Here is a 26,611-nt window from a genome sequence, read left to right on the forward strand (position 1 = left end):
AACTTGATTTAGCTCCTCGTTCCGCGGATCTCATCGAGGCCAGCGGCCATGTGCCGCGCGCAAAGGCCGGACATATGACCGCACCGTTCCAATGTGTGAGATCGACTGCAAAAGCTCTTGCCACGCGGGCCGTTCCACATATGGGGGCACACTGTCGCGCAGCGGGCGCGGAGCATCTAGCGCTCTCAGACGCCGCGCACGAGCAGGGCCTTGAAGTCGGCGCGTGCACGCTGCGCCTCGGCGCGCGCGACGTCCGAGGCATCGCCCATGCCGAAATAGCCATGGATCAGGCCGGGGCCCTCATGGTGCTTGACGCGGACGCCGGCCGCCTCCAGTGCCCGCGCATAGGCCGCGCCCTCGTCGCGCAGGGGATCGAACCAGGCGGTGGTCACGACCGCGGGTGCGACACCGGCGAGAGATGCCGCGCGCAGGGGTGAGACCCGCCAGTCCGAAGCATGGCGGGGATCGGCGAGATAATGGCCGCAAAACCATTCCATCGTGGCACGCGTCAGGAAGTAACCATCGGCATTCTCGGCGCGCGAGGGATAGCGCGCGTTCTCGCGCGCATCGGCATAAGCGCCGAGGACGTCGGTCACGGGATAGACCAATAATTGCGCGGCAAGCTTGATGCCGGCATCGCGGCAAGCGATCGCGGTGGTCGCCGCGAGATTGCCGCCGGCGCTGTCGCCGGCGACGCCAACGCGCTTCGCATCGCCGCCAAATTCCGCGACGCGGTTGAAGATGTCACTGACGGCGGCGAAGGCATCCTCGAAGGCGCCGGGAAAGCGCGTCTCGGGCGGACGGCGATAGTCGACGGAGACGACGACCGCACCGGTCTCGATCGCGAGGTTGCGCGCCTGCCGGTCGTGGGTTTCGAGATCGCCCGCAACCCAGCCGCCGCCATGGAAGAACACCACCGTCGTTGCAGGCGTGGAGCCGACCCGATAGACGCGTGCATCGAGCGGGCCAGCGCCGCCTTTCACCTTGATATCCTGCACGCTATCGACGCGCGGTGGCGGAATGGCCGCGCGCGAGGCAGCCAGTGCGCGCAAGGAATCGCGGGCGCTCTGTGGCGTCATCGTGGTGGGATCGCGCATCGGCATGAGCGGAATGATCTGGGCGATGACGGAATCTAGCGGCGCGGCCATGGCGTATCTCCTCGCGGGGTTCTTGGTCTTGCTTGCGGGTCAGCATAGATTTTGCGCGCCGCATCGGCAACCGGCGCTGCAACGCAGGTAGAACGGGCAGGGAGGTTCAAGAGGTGGAATTCGAAACGTTGGTGCAGTCGCGCCGCAGCGTGCGTGGCTTCAAGAAGGAGCCGGTGCCGCGCGCGATCCCGGCGCGGTCTGCCATTTCGATCTCGGTGCGCTCTGCTACGGCATCGTGCTCGCGGCGTGGGATCGCGGCCTCGGTTCGGTGATCAACGGACAGGGCATCATGCGCTCGGACATCGTGCGCGAGATCGCGAAGATTCCGGAGGATGAGGTGATCATGACCTGCGTCGCGCTGGGCTATCCCGACGACGCTTTGCCGCGAATGCAGTTCGCTCGGACCGCGAACATAACGACGAGTTCGTGCGCTACGTGGGTTTTGCCGAATAGCACGACGTGAAGGAGATTATTCTCCGGCGGAAATTTTTGGCGCGGAGTCGTTAGCGCCCTCTTGCAATCTCGAAGGTGCGGGAGGAACAATATGCAGACTGAGAGGTTTGTTGCTGGCGCGAGGGAATTCACATGCGGCGGCTGGCTAGCCTGGTTCGACGGTTATTTGGTCCGCGAATGCGGCGCCCGATCGATGATGATCCAAGTCTTCCTTTCACACCCGAGGAGCTCGGCCGGCTGATCCGCAGTGGCAAGCACGAGGATATGAAGCTGCTGGCCGACGGCCTGGCCTGCCGGTCCATTCCGCACCGCGCCAGATATCGCGCGACGCACTGAAGCGCCGCGAGGCTCGATCATCGCGACACTCAAGTGCCGCGACACTCCAGCGCCGCGACAAAGAGAATCTCTGCGCGCCCCGGCGACATGCTAGGATGCGGCCATCATGAGCAATCGCATCCTCGTCCTCTACGGTTCCTATCGTTCCGACCGCATGGGCATCCGCCTCGCGAATTTCGTCATCAATCGTCTGCGCGGCCGCGGCCAGGAGGTCGAATTCATCGACGCCAAGACGATCGGCCTGCCGATGCTGGACCGCATGTACAAGGAATATCCCAAAGGCACCGCGCCGGAGGCGCTGGAAAGGCTGGCCGGACAGATCCGCGGCGCCGACGGTTTTGTTTTTGTCACCGGCGAATACAATTGGGGCATTCAGCCCGGCCTGAAGAACCTCACCGACCATTTCCTCGAAGAATGGTTCTGGCGTCCGGCTGCGATCGTGAGCTACTCGGCCGGCCGGCTCTCGGGCGCGCGCGCCGCGACCGCCTGGCACGGCACGCTGTCGGAGATGGGCATGGTGGTGGTGTCGAGCACGATCGGCGTCGGCCCGATCGCGCAAACGCTGTCGGACGACGGAGAGCCGATCGGCGACGGCGGCAAGGCGCTGGAACGCTCGTTCCCGCGCTTTGCCGACGATCTTGCGTGGTGGATCGAGGCGGCCAAAGCGCAGCGGGCGCGCAAGGCGCCGCCTTATTGAGACGTCTTACGCCGCCCTGACCTCGCCAAGGAAGCGGTCGAACTGTCCGGCGAGATCGCGCGACTGGGTCGAGAGCTGCTCGGCGGCGCCCAGCACCTCCCGGGCGGCGGCTCCCGAGTCATCCGCGGCGCGTTGCACGCCGGAGATGTTGCTGTTGACTTCCTGGGTGCCGCGGGCGGCGTCCTGGACGCTGCGGGCGATCTCCTTGGTGGCCGAGCCCTGCTCCTCGATCGCGGCGGCAATCGCAGCGCCAATCTGGTCGATCTCGGCGATGACGTCGGCGACGTTGCGGATCGCGGCCACGGTCTCGTCGCTCGCGCTCTGGATCGCGGTGATCTGCTCGGAGATTTCGGTGGTGGCCTTGGCAGTCTGGCCCGCCAGCGACTTCACTTCGGAAGCAACCACCGCAAAGCCGCGGCCGGCATCGCCGGCGCGGGCGGCCTCGATGGTCGCGTTCAGCGCCAGCAGGTTGGTCTGCTCGGCGATGCTCTGGATCAGCGTGACGACGTCGCCGATCTTCTGCGCGCCTTCGGCGAGCGTGCGCGCGGTATCGCCGGTGCGGCGGGCATTGTCGACGGCGCGGGCGGCGATCTCGGTGGATTGCGCGACCTGACGGCCGATCTCCGCGATCGAGGAGGTCAGCTCCTCGGTGGCGCTGGCGACCGTCTGCACGTTGGTCGAGGTCTGTTCGGAGGCGGCGGCGACGATTGCGGCCTGGCTGTTGGTCTGGGCCGCGGTTGAGGTCATCGACTGCGCCGTGCTTTCCATCGTCGCGGAGGCCCGGGACAGACCGCCGACCAGCTCGGTGACCTTGGCCTCGAAGGCGCGGGTGAGGTCGTCGAGCGCCTGGGCACGGCGCATCTTGCCGTCGTTCTCGGCCTGCTTCTCGGCGGCGAGCCGGTCGGCCCGGATCATGTTGTCCTTGAACACCTGAACCGCCGCGGCCATCGCGCCGATCTCGTCGGAGCGCTCGGCACCGGGGATGCCGTCGGCAACCTCGCCATCGGCAAGCCGTGACATCCGCGTCGTCAGGCTGACGATCGGGGCGCAGACGCGGCGGCGAACCACCACAATGAGGCCGACGCTGGCGATCAGCACGGCAAGGAGGCCGACGAGGGCGACGGTGAAGCTGGTGCGTGCGGCCGAGGAGGCGCCGGCAAGGATCTGCTCGGCGTTATCATAAAAGGCGTCGCGAACGTCGATGATGGTGCCGAGACCGCGCTGCGTGGCGGCGTAATAGGTGTCCACGTCGTGTTCGTACTTGCCGCTGACCGCACCGTCCTTCACCAGCTTGAGCTCGCGGCCGAACTCCTCGACATAGACCGCGTTGAACTTCTCCAGCGCAGCGGCGACGTTCGCCGGAGTCGCCGGGTTGCCCCGCAGTTCCTGTAGCGTCATCACGATCTGATCGTTGCGGCCCTGCGAGCGGCTGATCTCGGCCTTCTCGGCGTCAGTCGCCGGTTTCTTGCCGCCGACGAGATTCTTGTGCAGGCTGGAGTTGAAGCCGCCGACGTCGCGCAGCGTCATCGCGATGTTGGCGTAGCTGGCCTGCCGGTAGGCGTCGCCGTTGAGAATCGCCATGCGGCGGACCTGCTCGTTGAGCAGCGCGGTCACGCCGCTGTTGAGCACGGCATTGTCGGCGACGATCTTCTTGGCCGCGTCCTTGCGGGCCTCTGCGGGCCCTGCGAGCGCCTTGTCGATGGCCTCCCGCAGCGCCGTGAATTTCGCATTGATGCCGTCGATGTTGCTGCCGATGATGTTGCCGTCGTCGAAGGAGCCGGGCAGCTCCTTGCGCAGCGCGTTCATCCTGTCGCGGGCACCGTCGGTCTGCTTGCGCAGCTTGTCCTGTTCGGCGAGCAGCGCAGGGTCGATCGTGGCGGGGCCGTAGAGGATGTTGGTGGAAAAGCCGCGCTCGGGGTTGAGATAGCGCGGGATGTCGCTGGCCGCGCGGACGATCGCCAGGCGGCCTTGCGCCTCGCCGATCCGCTCCATCATCTGGTATTTGGTCACGGCGACGTAGACGGCGAGGCCGCCGCCGACGGTCGAGAGCGAGACGATGGCGGTGGTCAGGAGCGTACCGATTTTCATGATCTGTCCGGCAATTGGCGCGGGGAGAATTATTTTGCTCGGAAGATAGGCAGCCGGTATTAATCTCGGGTTTACGCTGCCGCTCGCGTCAACTCAGCCGGATGCTCGATCGAGCTTCGCCAGGATCTCCAGCGTGGCGCGGTCGCGCTCGCCGGCGAAGTAGCGGGCGAGGGCCTGATCGAAAACGGGCTCATCGGAAACCGCACCGAACAGCGTCATCGACGAGCGGAATTTCGTATCATCCGGCGCGCCCAGGATCGCGTTGATGGTCCGCCCCTGAACGGCGAGCACGAGCCTGGTACATTCGATCAGGCGCCCCCCGAGGACGGGATGGGCGAGATAGGCCTGGGCCTCCGCGCGGGAGCCGATCGCGTAGCGCTGCGACATGGCGCTGACGCCGAGGCCGGCGACTTGCGGGAAGATGAACCACATCCAGTGAGTCTGCTTCCGGCCCCGGGCCAGCTCGCCCTGCACGTCGCGATAGACCGGGTCCTGGGCCCGGATAAAGCGCTCGAGATCGAAAGGATCGGTCATTGGATACCTTGAAAGCCTTGCCGGACCCCTTGCCAGGCCCCTGCCGGCCGCGATTATGCCTAACTTTTGGCTCCCAATGTGGTAGCTGGTATAGAGTCTCCGGGTGGGGGTTGGGCACCCCCGGGGGTCGATTTGGGGATCTGATGGTTTCCGACGCAGCACATGCCGGGAGGCTGTTGTCGCGCCGCCGTGTCGGGCGAGCCGAAGCGATTTTGCTGTCTCTGGCAGCGATCGCGCTGGCGCTTGGCGCCGCCGCGTGGGTCGCGGATATGGGCGATTCGTCTCCACTGGTCTCCGCCGCGTTGCCGCCGGCCAATGCCCCTTCATTCGAGGATCGTTTCGCTTCGGCCTCCGGCAATCCGCCGGCCCGCGAACTCGGCCTCCGGACGCTGGAGCGCTCCGCCCTGAACGCGGTCCAGCTCAAGCTTCGCGATGCCAAGGCCATGCTGGCTGAGAGGCTCCAGGGCGACGACTGGCGCTCGATCCTGACCGAGGAGGATCGGCCTGCGGCCGAGGAGGCGAGGCCCTCGCAGCGCGCCGACACCATCCCGATGCCGCGCTCGCGCCCGGTCCAGGCCGATCTCGCCTCCCAGATCGCATCCAGCCAAGCGTATGCCGACACTGGTTCACGGGTCGATAACCGCAATTTCTTCGAAAAATTCACCGACAAGATCAAGCTGGCCTCGCTGACGCCCGACAGCGGCCTGTTCGGCAAGGCGCCCGATCTTGCGGCCCTCGGCTACGATTCGCGGACAGCGGTCTATGACATCTCGGCCAAGGCGGTTTACCTGCCAAGCGGCGTGGCGCTCGAGGCCCATTCCGGCTTAGGCCCGCTGATGGACAACCCCGACCATGTCGATCGGCGCATGGTCGGCGCGACGCCGCCGGCGACCTACGAGCTGAAGCCGCGCGAAAAGCCGTTCCATGGCGTCCGCGCGCTGCGCATGACGCCCGTCGAAGGCACCAACGCGCTCGGGCGCGTCGGCCTGCTGACCCACAATTACATGCTCGGACCGCGCGGCGATTCCAACGGTTGCGTCTCGATCAAGGACTATGACCGTTTCATCAAGGCCTACGACAATGGCGAGTTCAACCGTCTGGTCGTGGTGCCGAGCCTGCGCGGGTCTGCGACCGCCTCGCAGCGCGCGAGCACTGATTCCTGATACTTGCCTGCCGCGGCGGGGCTGCCGTTTCCCCTTCGTTAAGTCGTCCTCGTCCAGAAGCAGCCCATGAGTGATCCATCAAACTCCGAGACCCCGCTGCGGACGACGTTCAAGATCAAGCTGAACGGTGACACGCTGGCGATTGCGACCGTCGGCCAGGCCTATCAGTTCCTGACCAATTTCAAGTCTGTGGAATGGATGGAATTCCGCTCCCTGCATGAGCATGCTGTCGAGGCGCTGGAGGGCGCTGCCGGTAACGCCATGTTGGCAGTGCAGGCAACCAACGCCGTGCGCGCGCTGTTCGTCAGTGCGAAGCTGCTCTGAGGGGCTCACAGTCCCGCAGGTCCGATAGACCCCAGCGCAATTCGCGGACGGACATCGTGGCCGAACGCCGATATGCTTGAGATTTACTTTTAGGGAGAGACCCCCATGAAACGCCGTACATTCCTCAAGGGCGGCGCAGTCGCCGGCGCAACGACGCTGGTTGCGGCCCCTGCACTCGCGCAAGGCGCGCCCGAGATCAAATGGCGCCTAACCTCGAGCTTCCCGAAGTCGCTCGACACCATCTACGGTACGGCGCAGACGTTCGCGAAATACGTCGCGGAAGCGACCGACAACAAATTCCAGATCCAGACCTTCGCCGCCGGCGAGCTCGTGCCCGGCCTGCAGGCGCTCGATGCCGTCAGCACCGCCTCGGTGGAGATGGCGCAGACGCCGCTCTATTTCTACATCGGCAAGGAGCCGGCGCTGGCCTACGCCACCGGCGCGCCGTTCGGCATGAACCATCGCCATCAGGAATCATGGTGGCACTTCGGTGGTGGCGCCGACCTCACCAACGAAGCGCTCAAACCCTTCAAGGCCCACGCCATCCTGTGCGGCAATTCCGGCACCCAGATGGGCGGCTGGTTCCGCAAGGAGATCAAGACGGTCGACGACCTCAAAGGACTCAAATTCCGCATCGCGGGCATGGGCGGCCATGTGCTGGCGCGGCTCGGCGTCGTCCCGCAACAGATCGCCGGTGGCGATGTCTATCCGGCCCTCGAGAAGGGCACGATCGATGCCGCCGAATTCGTCGGTCCCTATGATGACGAGAAGCTCGGTTTCCAGAAGGTCGCCAAATACTATTATTTCCCGGGCTGGTGGGAAGGCGGCGCCATGCTCCACATCATCGTCAACGATGAGAAATGGGCTTCGCTGCCCAAGCAATATCAGGCCATCGTCAACCAGGCGGGATCTGCGGCCGGCGCCTGGATGCTCGAGAAGTACGACAGCGTGAATCCGGCGGCGCTGAAGCGGCTGATCGCCAATGGCGCGGAGCTGAGGGCATTCCCGCAGCCGGTGCTGGAGGCCTGCTACAACGCGACTCATGATCATCTGACCGAGCTCGCCGCCAAGAGCGACTTGTTCAGGCGGACGAAGGACAGCCACGACGCCTATATGAAGGAGCTGCTGTTCTACACGCAGATCGCGGAGAACTTCTACGACAATTATCTGCTCAGCAAGACACGCAACAAGAGCTGAGCGCGCAACTTTCGTTGCGTGGGCAAAGGCGCATTTGCGCCGTGCCCGCCATACCTTGCTCCACTTTGCCAGGGTGGGCACGCTTTCGCTCTGCCCACCCTACGAGAATTTTCGTGTGGCGAGCTACGCCGCGCCCAGCCCCAGCTTCGCATAGATCCTTCGCGCATAGACGCCGAACGCATCCGTGGTCTTCAGCGGCAGGTCGCGCGGGAAGGGCAGGTCGATCGGGAAATAATCGGCCATCTTCGCCGGACCCGCCGTCAGCACGGCGCAGTGCGAGGACAGGAAGACGGCTTCCTGGATCGAGTGCGTGACGAAGATGATGGTCTTGCCGCTCTCACGCCAGATCCGCAGCATCTCGAGATTCATCTGCTCGCGCGTCAGCGCATCCAGCGCACCGAACGGCTCGTCCATCAGGATCAGCTTTGGATCGTGAATGAAGGCGCGCGCGATCGCGGTGCGCTGCTGCATACCGCCGGAGAGCTGCTGCGGATATTTGTGCTCGTAGCCGGCAAGCCCGACCAGATTGAGCAGATCGTGCGCCCGCGCGCGCGCGGCCTTCATCGGCAGGCCGACGATCTCGGCCGGCAGCAGCACGTTGTCCAGAATGGTGCGCCACTTCAAGAGCAGCGCCTGCTGGAACACCATGCCGATGTCGCGGGTCGGATCGAACGGGCTCTTGGCGTTGCCGATTGTCACTGTGCCGCCGTCGGCGCCGTGCAGCCCGGCCAGGATCTTCATCACCGTGGTCTTGCCGCAGCCGGAAGGGCCGACCAGCGAAACCAGTTCACCTTCCTGCACGTCCATGGTGACGTCGGAGACTGCCAGGAATTCGGCGCCGCCGCTGCGGTAGACTTTCCGGACGCCGCGCAGGCTGATGAAGGGCTCGGAGCTCATGCCAGCCATTTGTTCAGATGGGCGGCGACGAAGGCATCGTCGCTGAGATCGGCGTGCTCGCGACAGACGCGGTCGATCTCCTGCTCCTGGCCGGGGCTGAGGCCCTCGTTCGGATCGAGGCACCACAGGCCCTGCATCAGGCCCTGACGCCGCAGCACCTCGTGGCAGCCGGCGATGCAGCCGTGAAAGTTGTTGGCGACGTCGAAGAACGCGCTGTTGCAGTCGGTGACGCGGGCATCGAGTGCGAGCAGGTCGGCCGGAACGCTGTCCTTGTGCCGCGCGGCCTTGCAGCGCTCGAACTGTTGTATGGCGCTCGCGGTCCACACCGACCAATGGCCGAGCAGGCCGCCCTTGAAGTAGGTTCGCGTGGTGATGCCCTTGTCGCGCAGGTCGAATGGCAGGGTGAGGTCGAGCAGGATGTGGTCGTCATTGCCGGTGTAGAGCGCGACGCGGTCGAGTGCGGCTGCGGCTGCGACACCGCGGAGCACGTCGAGAGTCCTATAGCGGTTAAACGGCGCGATCTTGATCGCGATGACATTGTCGATCGAGGCGAAGCGCTGCCAGAACTGGCTGGACAGGATGACACCGCCCACGGCCGGCTGGAGGTAGAAGCCGACCAGCGGGATCTCCGCGGCCACGGCCGTGCAATGCGCGATGATCTCATCTTCGGAGGCGCTCTTCATCGCGGCGAGGCTGAGCAGGCCGGCGTGATAGCCGATGTCGCGTGCGGTGCGGGCCTCGGCGGTTGCCTGGCTGGTTGGGCCGACAAGGCCTGCGACCATCGCCAATGGACGCTTGGTCCAGCTCGCGGCTGTCTCGGCGGCGAGCTCGAGCACGGGACGGTAAAGGCCGACGTCGCGGATCGCGAACTGCGTCGTGTGCACGCCGACAGCAAGGCCGCCTGCGCCGGCATCGACGTAATAGCGCGTCAGCGCGCGCTGATGCGTCTTGTCGAGCTGGCGCTCGGCGGTGAGGGCGAGGGGATGCGCCGGCAGCACGGTGCCCTTGGCGATCAGCTTGCGGATGTCGCTGTTGATCTGGCTGTGGTGCATGATGTCCTATCCGAATTCGGGGCCGGCGACGGCGAATGGCGTTTCTTCGGCGGCGGCGGTGGGTGGGCCGAACCGCATGCGCTGAAACGGCCGCTCGATGGTCCAGCCCGAGGCGGTCAATCCGTCGAGGAACGCGGGTTGCGAGGCGACAGCGTCGAGCAGGAGCGGGCCATTCTCGGATCCCGCAATCACGCGAACCAGAGCCAGCGCTTCGACGGCATGATCCGCGAACAGGGGGCCGATATGGCGCGCGGTTCTGCCATCGCGGACGAGCGCAATGCTGCTATTGGCTGCGACGATACGCGACCCGGCGCGCTGTGCGAGGGCGGTCAGCAGAGCGGTCCGGTCGAAACCTGTGGCGCGCCGGTCGCGGGCAGAAAGGGCCTCGAGCGTTGCGGCCGACGACGCCTCCGCAGATGTCGGCGTAGGTTTCATCAGCTTCAGCCGCCGCAATTGCAGGGTCGGTGTGAAGCCGAGGCGCCCGTAGACGGCGGCTCCGTCGGGCGAAGCATCGAGCCAGCTCGTGAGACCGTTCTTGCGCGCCGCTTCCAGGCAGGCATCGACGAGGCGTGTCGCCAGACCACGGCGGCGATGCGTTGCCGACACCAGCACCATGCTGATCCAGGCGTTGTTGCCGGAATACGGCAGCAGTGCTGCGGTCGCCACCAGTCGCGCGCCCTCGCGGATGCCGAACACGACACCATCGCGCAGGAAAACGCGCCAATCCTCTTCGGTCTGGTTCCAGTGCGCTTCCGTCGACAGCGCCAGCCCGGCGTTCGCATCGGCGACGCCGAGCTTGATGACGGACAGACCGTCAGTAGCGTCCATCGCGCACCTCGTATTTGGTGGGCTTGCCGAGCGTCGGCATGGCGCGAGAGACCCAGTCCGCGGTCCAGGCGATCAATTGCTCGGTGTCGACGACGGGCAAACCGAACAGCTCGACCGCTTTCGACGTGTCGGTCAGCCATGCCGTTGGCTCTTCCTTGCCTGTCAGCACCGGTGCGCGGCCGAACCTCGCACCGAACTTCTGCGCGAGATCGCGCACCGCGAGGATCTCGTGGCCGCTGACATTGATCGGGGAGGTCGGTGTCGTGCAATGGGCGAGGCAGCGCAGCGCCTGGGCGGACGCATCGCCCTGCCAGATGAAGTTGACGTGGCCGAGGCTGACGTCGATTGGCGTGCCCGTCAGCACTTTCATGGCGATGTCGTGCAACACGCCATAGCGCATGTCGATCGCGTAGTTGAGGCGGAACAGGCGGCCCGGTGTTCCGAATTTGCGCGAGAAATATTCGAACATGCGCTCGCGTCCGACGCAGGACTGGGCATACTCGCCGGGCGGGTTCGGCGCCATGTCCTCGGTCGAGCCCTTACCGTCGACGGGGACAAAAGGATAGATGCAGCCGGTCGAGAACGCCACGATCCGGGACGCGGGGAAGGCCTGCGCGACCAGGGCCGGCACATGCGCGTTCATCGCCCAGGTCAGCGACAGATCGCCCTCCGCGCCGAACTTGCGGCCGGCCATGAAGATGATGTTGGGCGCCTTCGGCAGCGCGTGAATGGCGCTTTCGTCCATCAAATCGCAATTGATCGTCTCGATGCCGCGCGCGTGCAGCCAGTCCTTGACGCTGGCGTCGGTGAAGCGCGCGACACCGATGACGCGGCGATCCGGCGCGGCAGCTTTTGCGAGCCCCGCCAGCGTCGGGCCCATCTTGCCGGCGACGCCAAGGATCATGATGTCGCCCTCGACCTTCCCGAGGTCGTCGATCAGTGCCTGCGTCGGCCGGCACAGGAGCTCGTCGAGCGCAGCGACGTCAGGGATGGTCTTCGGCAGGGTCTGGCGGGTGAGCAACATGGATTTGGTCCTTAGTTCTGCCGTTGTCAGGTCCGTCTCGCGTCGCCAACCACGAACATGCGTTCGAGGGCGAGCACCAGGCCGTAGAGAGCGACCCCGAGCAGCGTCAGCAGCACGACGGCCATCACCATCGCGGGCGTGTCGAGCGACGATTGCACCTGGATCATGAGGTAGCCCAGCCCGCGCTCGGAGGCGATGAACTCGCCGACGATGGCGCCGGCCACCGCGAGGATGGCCCCGACCTTCATGCCGGAGAAGATGTAAGGCAGCGATCCCGGCAGCTGGATCTTGCGGAACAGCGTCCAGCGCGAGCCGCGCAACGATTTGACGAGATCGAGCAGATCGGGCTCGACCTCGCGCAGGCCCCGCGCAGTGGTGAGCAGGATCGGAAAGAAGCAGATGCTGAAGGCGATCAAAATGTTCGGCACGATGCCGTAGGAGAACCAGACGATGAAGAGCGGGCCGAGCGCGACCTTCGGGATCATGTTCAGCGTCACGAACAGCGGCAGCAGCGCGAGGCTGAGCAGCGGCGCCCAGCTGAAGATCACGGCCAGCGCGACACCGACGAAGGCGCCAAGCGCGAAGCCGCCGAGGATCTCGATCAACGTCACCAGCGTGTTGGCACCCCAGGCATAGCCTGTGGTTGCCAGCGTCTGCACGGTGGCAAGCGGCGAGGGCAGGATGAATTTCGGCACGTGGAAAGCATCCACCGCGACCTGCCAGAGCACGAGCACAGCAAGATGCACGATCAGGATGATCGCAAAGCTGCGCGAGGTGCGGGCCGCGTCTCCTGTCACCGATTGCTCCCTGTTGCGACGGTCACTTGCCGTTACGACGAGCCTAACCGGCCTTGAGCGAAGTTTCAACCAGCTGGTTGATTAAGGCCGCAACGACTGCAGCACCAAATCGGCGACGTGCCTGCGGCGGGCGCGGCGCTGGGTGCGGCTCGACAGGTCCTTACCGAAGATCGCCGACAGCGTCGGCGTGTTGGAGAAGAAGAAATAGCTGAGGCCCGCAATCGAGATATAGAGCTGAACGGGATCGATCCCCTTGCGGAACACGCCGGCGCGCACCCCCTCGTTGAGGATGTGGGAGACGCTTCTCACCAGCGGGGAGTGCATCGCCTCCAGCCGAGTCGAGCCGCGGACGTGGCGAGCGCCGCCGCGGTTCTCGTCGTTCAGAAGCACGATGAAATCGGGGTTTGCCGCCAGATGGTCGAATGAGGCTTCGATCAGCCTGCGGATGGCCTTTTCCGGCGGCAGGCCTTCGAGCTTGAGCTTGCGCTCCTGCTCGCGGATGTCCTCATAGACCCATTCGAGCACGGCGAGGTAGAGCGCGTCCTTGTCGCCGAAATAGTGATAGACGAGCTGCTTGTTTACGCCGGCACGCTCGGCGATCTCGTCAACGCGGGCCCCCGCAAAGCCGTGCCGGGCGAATTCCAGCCGCGCCGCGGTGAGCAGCTTGTTGCGGGTGGCGACGGGATCACGGCGCTGCGGCACGGTGTCGCCAGATCGTTTTGCAGGCATTTCCAACCAAACAGTTGACAAGTTGAGGGCGGGCTTGTTGCATTGGTATCCTCACATGGGGAGAGCGACAAGCCGGGTCGCGGCAATGAGGAGAGGTGCGATGAAGCATTTGCAGGCGGCGGGCTCTGCCCTGGTATTGGCGCTGACGCTCGGTGTGTCGGCGATGCCTGCGCGCGCGGGCGAGGCGGTCAATCTGATCCTGAACTGGACGCCGACGGCCGATCACTCGCCGTATTATTACGCCAAGGCTCAAGGCTGGTACGAGAAGGCGGGCATCGACCTGACGATCGAGACCGGCAAAGGCTCCGGCGTCTCCGCGGCCAAGGTCGGCTCCGGCGGCTCGCCCTTCGGCGTCGCCGATCTCGCGACCATGCTGGTGGCCAAGAGCAAGGGCGCTGACACGGTTGCGGTGATGAGCGTCTATGCCAATACCGGCCAGACCTTCTACTGGCTGAAGAGCTATGGCGTGAACGGCGTGAAGGACTTTGCCGGGCACAAGATCGGCAACCCGCCTGGCGATGCCTCGCGCGTGATGTGGCCGGCCTTCGCCAAGGCCGCAGGTCTTGCGCCAGATTCAGTCGGCTTCGTCAATGTCGGGCCGACCGCGAAGATCGCGGCGCTGAAGAGCCACACCGTCGACATCATCAGCGACTTCTACAACGAGCACGATCTGAAAGTGATCGAGTTCGGACCCGATCTCGGCTACATCAACTGGAAGGACATCGGGCTCAATCCTTATGGCAATTCGCTGATCGTCAACGGCGCTTATCTGCAGAAGAATCCCAAGGTGGTCGAGGAATTCGTGCGCGTCACGCAGAAGGCCTTTGCAGCTTGCGTCGCCGACGTCACGCCATGCCTGAAGGCGCTGCTCGATCAGGTCTCCGGTCTCGACAGGGAGAACCAGGAGCGCCAGTGGGAACGCATCAAGTCCCTGATGACCGACGAATTCACGACGACGAAGTCGCTCGGCTGGATCGACGGCGAGCGGATGAAGAAAGACTACGAGTTGGTCCAAACCTATCTCGGTATGGAGAAGCCGTTCGACGTGTCGACGGCGTTCACGACCAAGATGCTCGATCCCTCCATCAAGATGGATGCAAGCAAGGTGAAGAAGTAGGGGCTGTCCCCACATGCCGCGGTCATGCCCCCGCGCAGGCGGGGCATCCAATATGCCGCGGCCTGTCTAGCACCCACAACCATCTCGGAGTACTCGATCACCTGCCGCCGCGGGTGATGACAGCGGTGGGCTGGACGAGAGCGCCCGTCGGACGCGCGGCCGCGAGCCCGACGGATTCCACGTAGCTCCGCGGAGAAATTAACCGGCCATTAACCATATCCGCCGCATCGTTAACCATTCAATAATTGGGAACGAGTCGGCCGATATGGAGGCTGCAGTAAAAACTCAACGCCAAATGGTGCGCCTGCGGGGGCGCTCCTATGTGGCCTTCGTGTTCGTGCCGACCGTTCCGATCCTGGACTGGCTCCAGGAGATCGATGCGACGATCGCCCGCTCGCCGGGCTTCTTTGCCGGTCGGCCCGTAGTGATCGACCTGTCCTCGGTCGATCTGAGCCAAGCCGGCATCGGCCATCTCTTGACCAGCCTGCAGGACCGCAACATCCGCGTGCTCGGCATTGAAGGCGTGGAGGAGGCAAGGCTGACCCCGACGATGCCACCGCTGCTGTCGGGCGGACGCAGCTGTGTGGTCGAGCCGAACGTGCCCAAGAAGACCGAGACGAAGGCCGAGACCAAGCCGACCTCGCTGCTGCTCGAGGCTCCCGTGCGCTCGGGCCAGACCGTGATCTTCCCCGAGGGCGACATCACCATTCTCGGCTCCGTCGGCTCCGGCGCCGAGGTCGTCGCCGGCGGCTCAATTCACATTTACGGCGCGTTGCGCGGCCGCGCCATGGCCGGGGTCAACGGTCACACCAGTGCGCGCATCTACTGCCAGAAGATCGAAGCCGAACTGCTTGCAATCGATGGGTTTTATCAGACTGCCGACGATATCGACGCCGCCCTGCGCGGCCAGCCTGCCCAAGCCTTTCTGCAAGGCAACACCATGCGAATTACCGCGCTGAACTGACCAGAAGGAGATTTTTGAGATGGCTAAGGTACTGGTCGTGACATCAGGCAAGGGCGGGGTCGGCAAGACCACGACCACTGCCGCACTGGGGGCCGCGCTCGCGCAGCGCGGCGACAAGGTCGTCGTCGTCGATTTCGACGTCGGCCTGCGCAATCTCGACCTCGTGATGGGCGCCGAACGCCGCGTGGTGTTCGACCTCATCAACGTAGTGCAGGGCGTAGCCAAGCTGCCCCAGGCGCTGATCAAAGACAAGCGGCTCGAGAATCTCTGGCTGCTGCCGGCCTCGCAAACCCGCGACAAGGATGCGCTGACGGAGGAGGGCGTGGGCAAGGTCATCGCCGATCTGCGCAGCCGGTTCGACTGGGTGATCTGCGATAGCCCGGCCGGCATCGAGCGCGGCGCATCGATGGCCATGCGCTTTGCCGACGAGGCCGTGATCGTCACCAATCCGGAAGTCTCCTCGGTACGCGATTCCGATCGCATCATCGGCATGCTCGATTCCAAGACGGTGCGGGCCGAGCAGGGCGAGCGCGTCGAGAAGCACATTCTCATCACCCGCTACGATCCCTCCCGCGCCGCGCGCGGCGAGATGCTGACCATCGACGACATTCTCGAGATCCTCGCCACGCCTTTGCTCGGCATCATCCCCGAGAGCCAGGACGTGTTGCGCGCCTCGAACGTCGGTACCCCCGTGACGCTGTCGAACGCGGACGGCGCACCCGCGCGGGCCTATATCGACGCGGCGCGGCGGCTGTGCGGCGACACCGTGCCGATGCAGGTTCCGACCGAGCGCAAGGGCTTCATGGATCGTCTGCTGCGACGGAGGGCTGCATGAGCATGGGTCTGCTCCGGCTTCTGCGCGGCAACAAGGCCTCGTCTGCTCCCGTCGCTCGCGAACGGTTGCAGATCCTGCTCGCGCATGAACGAGGGATGCGCGGCCAACCCGATCTGCTCGGGGTGCTGCGTGAGGAAATACTCGCCGTCGTGTCCAAGCACGTCAAGCTGGACCCGACCAAGGTCATCGTTCGGCTCGAGCGCGGCGACGACGTGTCGACCCTGGAGGTCGATATCGAGGTACCCAACGATTTCGAGCGCAAGCGCGTGGCGGTCGCGTAGGGGACGCGGCCGAAGACTTTCAATTGGGGTGGGTGAAGGCGGTCCGCCGGGCATGGCGGGCCGCCTTTGTCGTGAGGTAAGCGGAACGGGTCGCACGGCGAGATCGTTGTGGGAGACCCGCGCAGCGCCGCCGAGCCGGGCGCCGCGGTTTCCTTCAAACGGGAGAGCGCCCATGATGTCCGAGCTCCAGGTCCACACCGTCGCGCGGCAGATGCTGGAACAGCATGGATTCGCTGCGATTGCGAAGGCCGCCGAGCAGGCCCAGGCCTGCGAGGGCCGCGGCGAGGCCGAAGAGGCCAAGGAATGGCGTCACATCGCCGACGCCATGAAGATCATGCGCGGTCCGCACCAGAGCTGACGACTTAAGCGCGGACGTACTCAACGCTCGCCGTGATTGGTGGCTTGCGTCGAACGTCGATTCTGCGTCTGGGGCTGCGCCCGCTCGCCTGTGGCTTTGCAGGGAAGGGGTTCCCACGAGCCGTCCGGCGCCTGCTGATAGGCAGTACAGGGCGACGAAGTGGATTTTTCCTCGCTTCTCTGGGCGTCGGAATTCTTCGCCAGCACGGGCGCAGTCAACACCGTGGCGGCCGCAATCGCGCCGGCGAAAACGAAATGGATACTCCGCATGAGGGCTCTCCGGTTCGAATTCGAAGAGGCCGCATGCTGTGGAGAATTGTGACGATTTTTGGTCGGGAGCGTCGGCTGTTGGGAGCGTGCTTAACGCTGCAACAGCCGCCTTGTCAGCCGCCCTTGCTGCGGATCAATCCGGCGAGGTTGGTCTTCTGGGCCTCGCACCAGCCGGGCATGCCGAGGCGGCGCTGGTCCATGTCGGTCGCCTGGGTGGCGACTGCGACCTCCGCCATCAAATCGTCGTCCTGCTTCTCGCCCATCTTGCCGCCGGTGTGCATCCAGGCGATCGCCTTGCGCACCTTCTCGGTGGTGCCATCAGGCAGGTGCATCTGCTGCGCCTTCTGCACGAGGTCCTGATAGACGAGATCCGTGTTGGGGCACTCGACCTTGGCGGCGAAGGCCTGCAACACCATCGTCACATAGGTCGACCGCGGCGGCGCGTCGGCCGCCTGCGCCGGCGCGGCCAGCAGCAAGAAGCCCGTTATCAGAAAACCGGTGCGCATCCTTGGTACCTCCTCCGTTTTTTGAGAGGCTAGCGTCCGCCGCGCTGCTCCGCAATGGTGCCGGGAGGCCATTGTCGTTCCTCGGCGCGGCGCGCTAGATTGGTCGTCCCCCACCCCCGGACCGCGACATGACCCTGTTCAGCACGCCATTCGATCCCGCACGCGACACCGCGCTCGTCACCGGCGCCGGCAACGGCATCGGCCGCGCGATCGCGCAGGCTCTGGTCGGCGAGGGCGTCCGCACCGTGTTTGCCGATATCAATGCCGAGCGGGTGAGGGTCGCGATCAGCGCGAGCAAGAGACCCGAACTGGCGGTGCCCTGGATCGGCGATCTCGCCAGGCTCGAGGCATGCGATGAGCTGCTGGCCGCGGCGCAGGCAGCGCTCGGGGACATCACGCATTTCATCCACAGCGCGTCTCCGCCGCGGCGAGAGGCGGACCATGCGCTCGCGGTCGATCGCCAGACCTGGCAGCAGATGCATGCCGTCAATCTCGATGCCGGCTTCCATCTGGCGCGCGAGATCGCGACACGGCTGATCGCGGCGAAGCGGCCGGGCTCTTTCCTGTTTCTCACCTCGCTGCATGCCGGCACGCCGCGCAACCTGCCGCACTATTCGACGGCGAAGGCGGCAATGGCGATGCTGGTGAAGGAGCTCGCCAAGACGTTCGGCCGCCACAACATCCGTGTCAACGCGCTGGTGCCCGGCGCGATCGCAGCCGGCGGGTTCGTCGCGGATGCCTCGCTGGCGCGGCACATTCCGCTCGGGCGCCTCGGCGAGGCCGATGACCTCGCACCGATGGCGCTGACCGTCTTGTCGAACAAGCTGTCCGGTTACGTCACCGGCGCAGCCTTCGTCGTCGACGGCGGATTGTCGCTGACGAACTGGTTCGAAGCGCCAGTGGTTGACGTATAGCTAGCGCTGCCACGCAGGGACGGGATCGAGCGGCGTGCGATAGACCTCGTTGTGATCGCGGTCCGTGACGCGCACCGAGCAACCCTTCTGCTGGAGCTCCGGCTTCACCTGCGAAAGCTCGGTCGCCAATTGATCGGCCCGATCGGAGGCGACCTCGATGTCTTCGAGAATGATTCCACCCTGGTTCTTGAACTCTTCACCAACCACAAGATCGAAGGAGTAGTAAGGCATCCGAATTCCCCGGTGTGACGACTCAAGTTTGAAAAGCAAGTCTTCAACGGAAGTCTCGACACATCCGGCATGGTACCACTGAGTCGATCGTTTCGAATGAACCGGCCGCGCAATCTCTGTGCTTATGGCGCAGAAATGATGTGCAGCAAGCGGGTTCATTAAGAATTTATTAAATATGCGGCGTGATCATAAAGCATGGAATTGCAACAGAACCGGGCTCCGGGAACCGGCAGTTGCAAGAGAAGGCCGCCGGCATAGATCCCGACGGCCTTTTCTCTTCAGCGGAAGACACGCAAAGCATCGCTTCCCGTAATCGTCCGGACTCGTCGACTCGGATAGCGTAGGCGACGTTGCGACGCTGTGGTGTCGCGCTAGCGCAGCGGCATTGGCGGACGCACGACAGGTCCATCGTCATCGGCTACGGCTTGCGACGTCGCAACCGGCGGCGGGACTGCGGCAGCTTGCGATGGCGGCGGAGGTGCAAGCGGTGCTGGCGTATAGGCCGGCATGTAGGTCTGGCTTACGGCCGGCTTGGGCTTGCGAACTGGCGGCGTCGCAGGCCGCGGCGGCAGCGCAGAGGTGCGGGCGCGCGGATCGGCCGGCTTGGTTTCAACAGCGACGGGTCTGGGCGCAGGCGGCTTCGCCATCTCGCGCGCCATCTGCTCCTGTCCGGCCTTCAGCTCGGCGATGTTGGCCTTGAGCTGCTCGATCTGCTGCGCCATCGCGGCGAGATCGTTCGTCATCGACTGCATCGACTGCATCGACTGCATCGATTGCGCGGTGTCGGGCTGCGCTGTCGCAGGCGCGGCGGCAAGCTGGGTTGCAGGCGGCGTCGCAGATTGCTCCGCCGTTTGTTCGGCTGCCGCTGGTGCTGCGAGCGGGGCGGCCTGCGCCGCGGCGACGGGCGTCGTCTGCGACGTCGAAGACATCAGCGACGTCGAAGGCATCAGCGACGCCAATACCGGCGTCCATTCGGCGAACATTTGCTTTGCTGTGTCGCCATGCTTCTCCCAGGCAATCGCGGCAGCCGCGCTGCCTCCCGCGAACAGGAACGTGACGAACGCACCGCGCAGCCACTTGCCGACCGCGGATCGCTTCCGATGGCCGGCACCATCGCTGGCCGTCACGCGAACCGCCGTGTCGACTGAAGGTGCCGCGGCGGGTTTTCCGTAGACGACGTTGATGGTGGGCTCCGGCGCACGCGCCGGACTCGGAGCGAACTTCGGCTCCGGACGGGGCGCGATCTCCGGCGCCAGCGCCGGTGCCGCGCTCCCCGGGCGCGAGGCCAGCACCATCTCGGGAGAAATCTGAACCGAGTCGTGCGGATCGTTGTCCTTGACCGTGTCCTTCACGATCTCATCGACGATTTGCTTGCTGTTCAGCGTCGCCAGCATCGCAGCTCCTTTGAAGCCCAGATGTTTAAAGCCTTGGTCGTCCGCATTGGCGCGAGCCGATCATCTGTTGTGGTGGGCCCATCCCAAGTCCCAGGGAGCACGAGTCCAGCCGGGTTTGACCAAAGCAAGGCAAGGAGATGGAGATGATGCGACGCTCTCCTGCCGTTTGTGGTGATGGAACCCGCCTTGTCGAACACGTGTAATTGTTCCGCGTTCGCCTTGTTTTTTGCACGATTTTGACAGCATGTAGTGGCGCTGGGGGTGCTATCCGCTATCGGGGGCCAGCGGTGCCAAGATCTTTAATCGTTCTATTCGTTGCTGCTCTGCTGCCGCTCGGCGGCTGCATGCAGACGACTCTCTCCCCGTCGACCGACGCGAGCATGACACCGCGCGACCGGCAGCTGCTCGCGCATGTGCCTTACGCGAAGGCGAGCGTGCCCGAGCAATATCTGCGCCACATCGTCGACTACCATCGCAAGGAGCAACCGGGGACCATCCTGGTCGATACCGATGCGCGCTATTTGTATTTCGTGCTGCCCGAGGGCAAGGCGATCCGCTACGGCGTCGCGGTCGGCGAGGAAGCCATGGCGTTCTCAGGCGTCGCCCGCGTCGGCCGCCTGGCGGAATGGCCGGACTGGGTTCCGACGGCGGATATCCAGGCGCGGCTCGGGCCATATCCGGCGCGCGTTCCCGGTGGTCCGGCCAATCCGCTGGGGGCGCGGGGAATCTACCTCTATGTCGGCAACAAGGACACGCTCTACCGCATCCACGGTACCAATCAGCCCGAATATATCGGGCAGGCGATCTCTTCGGGTTGCATCCGGATGCGCAACGAGGACGTCATCGATCTCTATGAGCGGGTGAAGCTCAATTCGATGGTGGTGGTGCTGCCGCCCGGGCAGAACGCGCAGGCCGAGACGGGCACGCGCTGGCGCAGCTGAGGGCTGACCGATCGGTCGCTTCTGTCGCTCGCGATCATTGCCAGCAATCCGGCGACATGGGGCGTCGCGCTATTCCGGCCTGGCGATCCGCCATTGCAGCGTCGTGGCATTGCCGTTGGCATCGCCCGGCGCCTTGTCGGCGGGCGAGGTGTAGAGCGGGCGATAACGGTAGGCCCACATCTTGCTGCCGTCGTTGCGGTTGATCACGGTGAAATCGCCGACGGCCTTGGCGTCGGCGGTCGCGGCGAGCGGAACCCAGCTCTCGGTGCACTTGCCGTTGCAGTTCGATGTCTTGCCGGTGGTGTCGCGCTCGTAATAGTAGAGCGTCATGCCCCTGAGATCGACCAGCTTGGGACCTTGCTTGGTCAGGACCACCTTCGCCGGCGCGATCGTCGCCTCAGGTTTCGGCGGAGGCGGAGAGTCGCCGCCATGGCCGTTTGCGAGCGCATGACCTGCCGAGAGCGCGATCGCCGCGGCCGCAACAACGAACCTGAACATCCGAAACCCCCGAGCCGCAAAGTTAACCGCGCGTTAAACGCCGAACGGGCCGACCGTAGCAGCCGAACGTTAGTTCCAAGTTTCGCGGCGCTGCGACAATACGTACAAAACGACGGGCTTATACCTCCACATCGCGCAGCGGCGCGCGACTGAGCTCGTTGCCGGCGGCAATCGCCTTGCGCAAGAGCCGCATCAGCTCCTCGCCTTCCTTCGCGGTGAGGCCGCGCAGCATGATGCGCTGCGCAGACTCGACGGCAGGCGTGATCTTGCGCAGCGTGCGCCGGCCTTCGTCGGTGATCTCGAGCTCGCGCGCGCGGCGGTCGCGGCTGGAGGGGCGGCGCTCGGCAAGGCCCTTCTGCACCAGGCGATCGATCACGCCGGTGATGGTGGTGCGGTCGTAGGCGATCAAACCCGCGAGCGTCACTTGATCGAGCCCCGGATTGGCCTTGATGGTCGCGAGCGCGGCATATTGCACCGGAGTGAGATCGAAGCCGGCATCTGCGACTTCAGCCAGGAATACCGCGACCGCGATCTGCTGGAACCGGCGCGCCAGATGCCCGGGCATGTGGTTGTTGTCTTTCACTGAATTCTCCGTTTGGCAGGGACGGGGTCCGGTCATTTGACAAGTATACTGATAGTCAGCATACTGAGCAATATCCAAAGAAGCTGGCGGGAGAGGTGCTCATGCAATTCCATCTGAATGGATTTCAGCCGGGCGATCCCGAGATTGCGGATCCCGCCGAGCGCGTTCAAGCCTCGGGTGCAGCGGGCGCGGTGCCTGAAGAGGTCGATGTCCTCATCGTCGGCTGCGGGCCCGCCGGCCTCACGCTCGCCGCCCAGCTCGCGCAATTTCCGGATATCAGGACCTGCATCGTCGAGCAGAAAGCAGACCGCCTGCTGGTCGGCCAGGCCGACGGCATCGCCTGCCGCACCATGGAGATGTTTCACGCCTTTGGTTTCAGCGCGCGCGTGCTGAAGGAGGCCTATTGGGTCAACGAGACGACGTTCTGGAAGCCGGACGAGCGGCAGCCCAAGACGATCGTCCGCAGCGGCCGGGTCCAGGACGTCGAGGACGGGCTGTCGGAATTTCCGCACGTCATCCTCAACCAGGCCCGCATCCATGATGGCTTTCTCGACGTCATGCGGAAATCGCCGGCCAAGCTCGAGCCGTATTACAGCCGGCGCGTGCTCGATCTCGATGTCGATCCGGCCGCCGGTGCCGGCGATTATGCCGTGACGGTGCGCCTCGCCCGCGTCGATGCCGGAAGCGAGGGCAAGATCGAAACGATCAAGACGCGCTATGTCGTCGGCTGCGACGGCGCGCGCAGCACGGTACGAAAGTCGATCGGCCGGGAGCTGCACGGCGATTCCGCCAATCACGCCTGGGGCGTGATGGACGTGCTGGCGGTGACAGACTTCCCGGATATCCGCTTCAAGTCGCTGATCCAGTCCGCGAAGGACGGCAGCTTGCTGATCATCCCGCGTGAAGGCGGTTACATGGTCCGCCTCTATGTCGAGCTCGCCAAGCTCGAGATCGGTGAGCGCGTCGCCAATCGCAACATCAGTGCCGACGACGTCATCGCCAAGGCGCAGCGGATCTTGAGGCCGCATACGCTCGAGGTGAAGGAGATCGCCTGGTGGTCGGTCTACGAGATCGGCCAGCGCCTCACCGACAAGTTCGATGACGTGCCGGACGCCGAGATCGAAACCCGCCAGCCACGTATCTTCATCGCCGGCGATGCCTGCCATACCCACAGCCCGAAAGCGGGGCAGGGCATGAACGTCTCGATGCAGGACGCCTTCAATCTCGGCTGGAAGCTCGCCGCCGTCCTGCGCAGGCAGTGCGCCCCAGGCCTGCTGCATTCCTATTCGGCCGAGCGCCAGGCGGTTGCCAAGGAGCTGATCGACTTCGATCGTGAATGGGCGGGGATTCTCGCCTCCGCCGCGAAGGCCGGCGGTGCCGATGCGGCGAGGACGCAGGACTATTTCGTCCGGCACGGCCGTTACACGGCCGGGACCGCGACGCATTACCGTCCCTCGCTTCTCACCGGCACGGCCGCGCATCAGCATCTCGCGGCAGGTCTTGTGATCGGAAAGCGCTTCCACTCCGCGCCGGTGATCCGGCTGGCGGACGCCAAGCCGGTGCATCTCGGTCATGCGGCGCAGGCCGACGGCCGCTTCCGCATCTACGCGTTTTCGCCTGCGGAAGATCCCGCCGCAGCGGGCTCGGCCATTCGCGCCCTGTGCAATTTCCTCGCCGAAGCCAGGGCGTCGCCGATCAGGCGATACACGCGGGTCGGCGCCGACATCGACAGCGTGATCGACCTGCGCGCTATCTTCCAGCAAGATCATCGCGAGCTTGCCCTCGAGGCGATGCCGTCGCTACTGCTCCCGCGCAAAGGCCGCTACGGCTTGATCGACTACGAGAAGATGTTCTGTCCCGATCTCAAGAGCGGCAACGACGTCTTCGCCATGCGCAGCGTCGACCGGAAAGCCGGCTGCATGGTCGTGGTGCGGCCGGACCAGTATGTCGCGCATGTGCTGCCGCTCGACGGCTTTGCTGCGCTTGCGTCGTACTTCGACGCCGTCATGTTGCCAGCGAATTGACGGCCCGGCTGCGCGCCGGAGCGCTGTGGCGATGAACGGCGAGTGAATATTGAACCGCGCGCGGTGTGCATTTCGATCTTTCGACCCGTGCGACCACCGTATGCGGAACGCCCGTTCCGCTTGCGCGTTCCGACTGGCAGAGGAGGAACACGCCATGAGACTCAAAAGCGTTTTACTTGCCGCATGCTGCTCGCCCCGACGGCCGCGCTGGCCGCGCCGGGCATCGTCACCGTCTCGACCGGCCTGCGTGCCGGACCGGGCACGGGCTTTCCCTTGGTCGACCGCATCCCCGGTGGTGCCCGCGTCAACATCCATGGCTGCCTGCGCGGCAATGCCTGGTGCGACGTGAGCTTCTCCGACGATCGCGGCTGGGTATCGTCGCAATATCTCGAATACCTCTATCGCAATCACTACGTCTATCTCCCCGACTATGTCGAGGAGATCGACGTGCCCGTCGTCCCCTTCGTGTTGACCTCGTATTGGTCGAGCTACTATGCGGGACGTCCCTGGTATCGCCGCCACGCCTATTGGAATAATTACTGGACTTCGCATCAGCGTTTCGCGACGCGGATGACGCTTGATCCACGTGCGGCCCGTATCGGCCGCGCGGCAACGCGCGATGCGGCGGTCGCACTCGAGCGCAGCGGCGTGCACGCCAGGGGCAATGTCGCGGTCACCGGACGGGATGCCGCCGTCGGGCGGCCCAATGCAATCGCCAAGCGCGACGCCGCGGTTACGATCGACCGGACCCGCGCCACGCGGAGTGAGCGCATCGCGAATGAGCGAACCGTCGTGCAGAGCCGGAGCCCGCGCGACGCGCAGGCGCGCATGATGCACGACCATGCTGCGAGCCGTGCCGCCGCGCGCGCGCAGCCGATGGCGCGCGCCCATGAAGTGCCGCGCGTGTCGGCCGCGCCTGCAGCCCGGCCCGCGATGCCGCACGTCGCCCAGCCGAACGTCAGCCACGGCTCGCCGATGAATGCCCGAGCGCAGATGCCGGCGCCGCGCGCGGCGGCACCTGCGATGCCGCACCCCGGCGGCGGCGCTCCGCACATCAATGCGGCGCCGCGTGGTGGCCCGCCAGCGGGCGGCCCCGGTGGCGGCCATCAGAAGCACTGACGTTGCTTAGGAAAGCCCGGCCCTTGCGCCGGGCTTTCTGCTTGTCGGACCCAGGTTCTCTGCGCATACAATTTAAGGAAGTTTTTCGCGAGCAGATTTCATCGATCGTAATATGTGTACTCAAAGCTGTAAGCATCCACTCGGGGCAGCGGGGCACGGGAGGATGACGATGAGACAGAGTCAGGCGGAGACGCGCCGCCAAAATGTCGCGAAGCGGTCGATGACCAAGGAGGCCAAGCAGCTGTCCAGCCTGATTGCCGGACTGCGCAAATCTCTCGAAGCGATCCACAAGGAACGGGCGAGCGCAAAGCTCACCGGCGCCGAGATGGGCATGCTCGACGAGCGCCGCAACAATCTGCAGCTCACGATCGCAGCCCTCGACGATCGCCTGTCGGCGGTGCAGGGGCTGATCAATCTTGGCCGGCCGCACATCATCCGGGTGCACTAGCGACGCTCGCGCAGGCGCTATCGGTTCCGTGACAGTCGTGACGGCGCCGGGGGACGATTCGGCACGATGTGACGACGCTCCTGCGGCGCTGCACGCTTGGCGGCAAGCAAACCCGCAACAGCAGAAGCGCATCGCTGATGCGGCGCGCGCTCATCTTGTTACCGGGCTGTGAGCGCGCCGGCGCCGTACTGTCTGCGGATGGCACCAAATTGCCACGCTCCTGGCGAATTGCCGCCAAAGCCCGCTGCCACGAGAGGGGTGGGTGCAGGGCAACGCCAGGGGATATGCATTGGCCTACAAAATGGTCGCAGAACGCGACAACGAGAAGTATAGCTTCGCCCGCGAGAGCCGGCTGCTCATCGTGGCCAAGGCCAGGGTGTGGGCCAGCGAGGGGTGGCAGGTCGTCATCACTGATCAGGACGGCAAGGCCTATGCGCCGCCCGAATTCGATCAGCTGTCGGCGGCGTGACCGCAAGGCGGTCCAGGGGACAACGTTGATTTCGCTGTTTCGACCGGGGCGCGGCTTGATCGCGCCCTTGATGACTCTTGCCGCCGGCGCCGTCCTGACGGCGACGGTTGCAGCCGCGCAGAATCTTGACGCCGGGAAGTCACCCGCAAGGCTCTTTGCCGACGGTTGCGCGAGCTGTCACCGCACCCCACGGGGCCTTGCCAAGGGACGCTTCAGCCTGACGTTGTCCTGGTTCTTGAAGGACCACTACGCAACCAGTTCCGATTCCGCCAAGGCGCTCGCCGCCTATCTGGAGTCGGTCGATGGGCCGCCACCCCGTAATGCGGCCAAGCCTGGCGCAAAACCGCCGCGATCCGCGCAGCGTCCGCCCAAACCGGTGCAGGGCCAGTAGCG

At 65.0% G+C, this 26,611-nt stretch carries 31 protein-coding genes and 2 pseudogenes; 18 read left to right on the forward strand and 15 right to left on the reverse strand.

What is annotated here, in order from left to right; genetic code table 11:
- Window positions 1–185 precede the first annotated feature (185 nt).
- Complete coding sequence (locus IVA91_RS07135; RefSeq protein WP_247417774.1) at window positions 186–1,148, reverse strand: alpha/beta hydrolase; 963 nt, start codon at window positions 1,146–1,148, stop codon at window positions 186–188.
- Between the two features lie 184 nt (window positions 1,149–1,332).
- On the opposite strand from IVA91_RS07135, the pseudogene IVA91_RS07140 reads away from it, so the two are divergent.
- The 3 genes and pseudogenes from IVA91_RS07140 to IVA91_RS07150 form a co-directional block, all read left to right on the forward strand.
- Window positions 1,333–1,601 (forward strand): annotated as a pseudogene (locus IVA91_RS07140) (nitroreductase family protein); the annotation flags it as partial.
- 177 nt (window positions 1,602–1,778) lie between these two features.
- Window positions 1,779–1,937, forward strand: a complete 159-nt coding sequence (locus IVA91_RS07145) for a hypothetical protein (RefSeq protein ID WP_247297264.1) — start codon at window positions 1,779–1,781, stop codon at window positions 1,935–1,937.
- 106 nt (window positions 1,938–2,043) lie between these two features.
- Complete coding sequence (locus tag IVA91_RS07150; RefSeq protein WP_247417771.1) at window positions 2,044–2,634, forward strand: NAD(P)H-dependent oxidoreductase; 591 nt, start codon at window positions 2,044–2,046, stop codon at window positions 2,632–2,634.
- Between the two features lie 6 nt (window positions 2,635–2,640).
- Here the strand turns inward: IVA91_RS07150 and IVA91_RS07155 are convergent, their stop codons facing one another.
- Together IVA91_RS07155 and IVA91_RS07160 are read right to left on the reverse strand one after the other, a co-directional pair.
- Complete coding sequence (locus IVA91_RS07155) at window positions 2,641–4,722, reverse strand: methyl-accepting chemotaxis protein (protein WP_247417767.1); 2,082 nt, start codon at window positions 4,720–4,722, stop codon at window positions 2,641–2,643.
- A gap of 93 nt (window positions 4,723–4,815) precedes the next feature.
- The gene (locus tag IVA91_RS07160; protein ID WP_247277301.1) at window positions 4,816–5,256 is read right to left on the reverse strand and encodes a DUF1810 domain-containing protein; all 441 of its coding nucleotides are present in this window, start codon (window positions 5,254–5,256) and stop codon (window positions 4,816–4,818) included.
- 212 nt (window positions 5,257–5,468) lie between these two features.
- Here IVA91_RS07160 and IVA91_RS07165 point away from each other — a divergent pair, with 212 nt between their 5' ends.
- From IVA91_RS07165 to IVA91_RS07175, 3 genes are all read left to right on the forward strand, one after another.
- A complete protein-coding gene (locus IVA91_RS07165; protein WP_247417765.1) occupies window positions 5,469–6,419 on the forward strand; it encodes a DUF2778 domain-containing protein in 951 nt (316 codons plus the stop codon).
- 66 nt (window positions 6,420–6,485) lie between these two features.
- Entirely contained in the window at window positions 6,486–6,743 is a 258-nt protein-coding gene (locus tag IVA91_RS07170; protein ID WP_247417763.1) for a hypothetical protein, read from the forward strand.
- Between the two features lie 105 nt (window positions 6,744–6,848).
- Window positions 6,849–7,940 carry a substrate-binding domain-containing protein gene (locus IVA91_RS07175; RefSeq protein WP_247417761.1) on the forward strand — a complete coding sequence of 364 codons (1,092 nt, stop codon included), beginning with the start codon at window positions 6,849–6,851 and terminating at the stop codon, window positions 7,938–7,940.
- 123 nt (window positions 7,941–8,063) lie between these two features.
- Here the strand turns inward: IVA91_RS07175 and IVA91_RS07180 are convergent, their stop codons facing one another.
- The 6 genes from IVA91_RS07180 to IVA91_RS07205 all read right to left on the reverse strand — a co-directional run bounded on the left by IVA91_RS07180 (window position 8,064) and on the right by IVA91_RS07205 (window position 13,267).
- Complete coding sequence (locus IVA91_RS07180; protein ID WP_247277298.1) at window positions 8,064–8,846, reverse strand: ABC transporter ATP-binding protein; 783 nt, start codon at window positions 8,844–8,846, stop codon at window positions 8,064–8,066.
- Window positions 8,834–9,889, reverse strand: coding sequence for a dihydrodipicolinate synthase family protein (locus IVA91_RS07185; protein ID WP_247417759.1), 1,056 nt, complete (start codon window positions 9,887–9,889; stop codon window positions 8,834–8,836). The genes IVA91_RS07180 and IVA91_RS07185 overlap by 13 nt, the downstream gene beginning before the upstream one ends.
- Window positions 9,890–9,895: 6 nt before the next feature.
- On the reverse strand, window positions 9,896–10,717 hold the full coding sequence (locus IVA91_RS07190) for a GNAT family N-acetyltransferase (RefSeq protein WP_247417757.1): 822 nt from the start codon (window positions 10,715–10,717) through the stop codon (window positions 9,896–9,898).
- Window positions 10,704–11,741 carry an NAD(P)-dependent oxidoreductase gene (locus IVA91_RS07195; RefSeq protein ID WP_247417755.1) on the reverse strand — a complete coding sequence of 346 codons (1,038 nt, stop codon included), beginning with the start codon at window positions 11,739–11,741 and terminating at the stop codon, window positions 10,704–10,706. Before IVA91_RS07195 ends, IVA91_RS07190 begins: the two co-directional genes overlap by 14 nt.
- 26 nt (window positions 11,742–11,767) lie before the next feature.
- Window positions 11,768–12,538: an ABC transporter permease gene (locus IVA91_RS07200; RefSeq protein WP_247417753.1), complete on the reverse strand. Its 771-nt coding sequence runs from the start codon at window positions 12,536–12,538 to the stop codon at window positions 11,768–11,770.
- An 81-nt stretch (window positions 12,539–12,619) separates the two neighbouring features.
- A complete protein-coding gene (locus tag IVA91_RS07205; protein ID WP_249797067.1) occupies window positions 12,620–13,267 on the reverse strand; it encodes a TetR/AcrR family transcriptional regulator in 648 nt (215 codons plus the stop codon).
- 100 nt (window positions 13,268–13,367) lie between these two features.
- Between IVA91_RS07205 and IVA91_RS07210 the strand changes: the two genes are divergently transcribed.
- The 5 genes from IVA91_RS07210 to IVA91_RS07230 all read left to right on the forward strand — a co-directional run bounded on the left by IVA91_RS07210 (window position 13,368) and on the right by IVA91_RS07230 (window position 16,822).
- Entirely contained in the window at window positions 13,368–14,384 is a 1,017-nt protein-coding gene (locus IVA91_RS07210) for an ABC transporter substrate-binding protein (protein ID WP_247297234.1), read from the forward strand.
- Window positions 14,385–14,649: 265 nt separating this feature from the next.
- Window positions 14,650–15,348, forward strand: a complete 699-nt coding sequence (gene minC / locus IVA91_RS07215) for a septum site-determining protein MinC (RefSeq protein WP_247417751.1) — start codon at window positions 14,650–14,652, stop codon at window positions 15,346–15,348.
- Window positions 15,349–15,367: 19 nt separating this feature from the next.
- The gene (gene minD / locus IVA91_RS07220; protein WP_247417748.1) at window positions 15,368–16,183 is read left to right on the forward strand and encodes a septum site-determining protein MinD; all 816 of its coding nucleotides are present in this window, start codon (window positions 15,368–15,370) and stop codon (window positions 16,181–16,183) included.
- The gene (gene minE / locus IVA91_RS07225) at window positions 16,180–16,464 is read left to right on the forward strand and encodes a cell division topological specificity factor MinE (RefSeq protein ID WP_247297221.1); all 285 of its coding nucleotides are present in this window, start codon (window positions 16,180–16,182) and stop codon (window positions 16,462–16,464) included. Before minD ends, minE begins: the two co-directional genes overlap by 4 nt.
- A gap of 172 nt (window positions 16,465–16,636) precedes the next feature.
- Entirely contained in the window at window positions 16,637–16,822 is a 186-nt protein-coding gene (locus IVA91_RS07230) for a hypothetical protein (RefSeq protein WP_247277288.1), read from the forward strand.
- Between the two features lie 20 nt (window positions 16,823–16,842).
- On the opposite strand, the gene IVA91_RS07235 is transcribed toward IVA91_RS07230, so the two are convergent.
- Together IVA91_RS07235 and IVA91_RS07240 are read right to left on the reverse strand one after the other, a co-directional pair.
- Window positions 16,843–17,091, reverse strand: a complete 249-nt coding sequence (locus IVA91_RS07235; protein ID WP_247417746.1) for a hypothetical protein — start codon at window positions 17,089–17,091, stop codon at window positions 16,843–16,845.
- A 113-nt stretch (window positions 17,092–17,204) separates the two neighbouring features.
- Window positions 17,205–17,597 (reverse strand): hypothetical protein, encoded by a 393-nt coding sequence (locus IVA91_RS07240; protein ID WP_247417744.1) that lies wholly within the window; start codon window positions 17,595–17,597, stop codon window positions 17,205–17,207.
- 128 nt (window positions 17,598–17,725) lie between these two features.
- Here IVA91_RS07240 and IVA91_RS07245 point away from each other — a divergent pair, with 128 nt between their 5' ends.
- On the forward strand, window positions 17,726–18,511 hold the full coding sequence (locus IVA91_RS07245; RefSeq protein ID WP_247417741.1) for an SDR family oxidoreductase: 786 nt from the start codon (window positions 17,726–17,728) through the stop codon (window positions 18,509–18,511).
- On the opposite strand, the gene IVA91_RS07250 is transcribed toward IVA91_RS07245, so the two are convergent.
- Both IVA91_RS07250 and IVA91_RS07255 read right to left on the reverse strand, forming a co-directional pair.
- Window positions 18,512–18,742, reverse strand: coding sequence for a hypothetical protein (locus IVA91_RS07250; protein ID WP_247277284.1), 231 nt, complete (start codon window positions 18,740–18,742; stop codon window positions 18,512–18,514).
- Between the two features lie 371 nt (window positions 18,743–19,113).
- Entirely contained in the window at window positions 19,114–20,136 is a 1,023-nt protein-coding gene (locus tag IVA91_RS07255; RefSeq protein ID WP_247417739.1) for a hypothetical protein, read from the reverse strand.
- A gap of 287 nt (window positions 20,137–20,423) precedes the next feature.
- Between IVA91_RS07255 and IVA91_RS07260 the strand changes: the two genes are divergently transcribed.
- Window positions 20,424–21,077 (forward strand): L,D-transpeptidase, encoded by a 654-nt coding sequence (locus tag IVA91_RS07260; RefSeq protein ID WP_247277282.1) that lies wholly within the window; start codon window positions 20,424–20,426, stop codon window positions 21,075–21,077.
- Between the two features lie 69 nt (window positions 21,078–21,146).
- On the opposite strand, the gene IVA91_RS07265 is transcribed toward IVA91_RS07260, so the two are convergent.
- A complete protein-coding gene (locus IVA91_RS07265) occupies window positions 21,147–21,575 on the reverse strand; it encodes a hypothetical protein (protein ID WP_247417733.1) in 429 nt (142 codons plus the stop codon).
- Window positions 21,576–21,693: 118 nt separating this feature from the next.
- On the reverse strand, window positions 21,694–22,158 hold the full coding sequence (locus tag IVA91_RS07270) for a MarR family transcriptional regulator (protein WP_247277280.1): 465 nt from the start codon (window positions 22,156–22,158) through the stop codon (window positions 21,694–21,696).
- Between the two features lie 101 nt (window positions 22,159–22,259).
- On the opposite strand from IVA91_RS07270, the gene IVA91_RS07275 reads away from it, so the two are divergent.
- From IVA91_RS07275 to IVA91_RS07295, 5 genes and pseudogenes are all read left to right on the forward strand, one after another.
- Entirely contained in the window at window positions 22,260–24,182 is a 1,923-nt protein-coding gene (locus IVA91_RS07275; protein WP_247417730.1) for an FAD-binding monooxygenase, read from the forward strand.
- A gap of 154 nt (window positions 24,183–24,336) precedes the next feature.
- Window positions 24,337–25,301 (forward strand): annotated as a pseudogene (locus IVA91_RS07280) (SH3 domain-containing protein).
- Window positions 25,302–25,470: 169 nt separating this feature from the next.
- Complete coding sequence (locus tag IVA91_RS07285) at window positions 25,471–25,749, forward strand: hypothetical protein (protein ID WP_247277277.1); 279 nt, start codon at window positions 25,471–25,473, stop codon at window positions 25,747–25,749.
- A gap of 262 nt (window positions 25,750–26,011) precedes the next feature.
- Complete coding sequence (locus IVA91_RS07290; protein WP_346015468.1) at window positions 26,012–26,218, forward strand: hypothetical protein; 207 nt, start codon at window positions 26,012–26,014, stop codon at window positions 26,216–26,218.
- A 70-nt stretch (window positions 26,219–26,288) separates the two neighbouring features.
- Window positions 26,289–26,609, forward strand: coding sequence for a hypothetical protein (locus tag IVA91_RS07295; protein ID WP_247417797.1), 321 nt, complete (start codon window positions 26,289–26,291; stop codon window positions 26,607–26,609).
- Window positions 26,610–26,611: the final 2 nt, after the last annotated feature.

It is taken from the genome of Bradyrhizobium sp. 153 (genome assembly GCF_023073835.1).
Classification (GTDB): domain Bacteria; phylum Pseudomonadota; class Alphaproteobacteria; order Rhizobiales; family Xanthobacteraceae; genus Bradyrhizobium.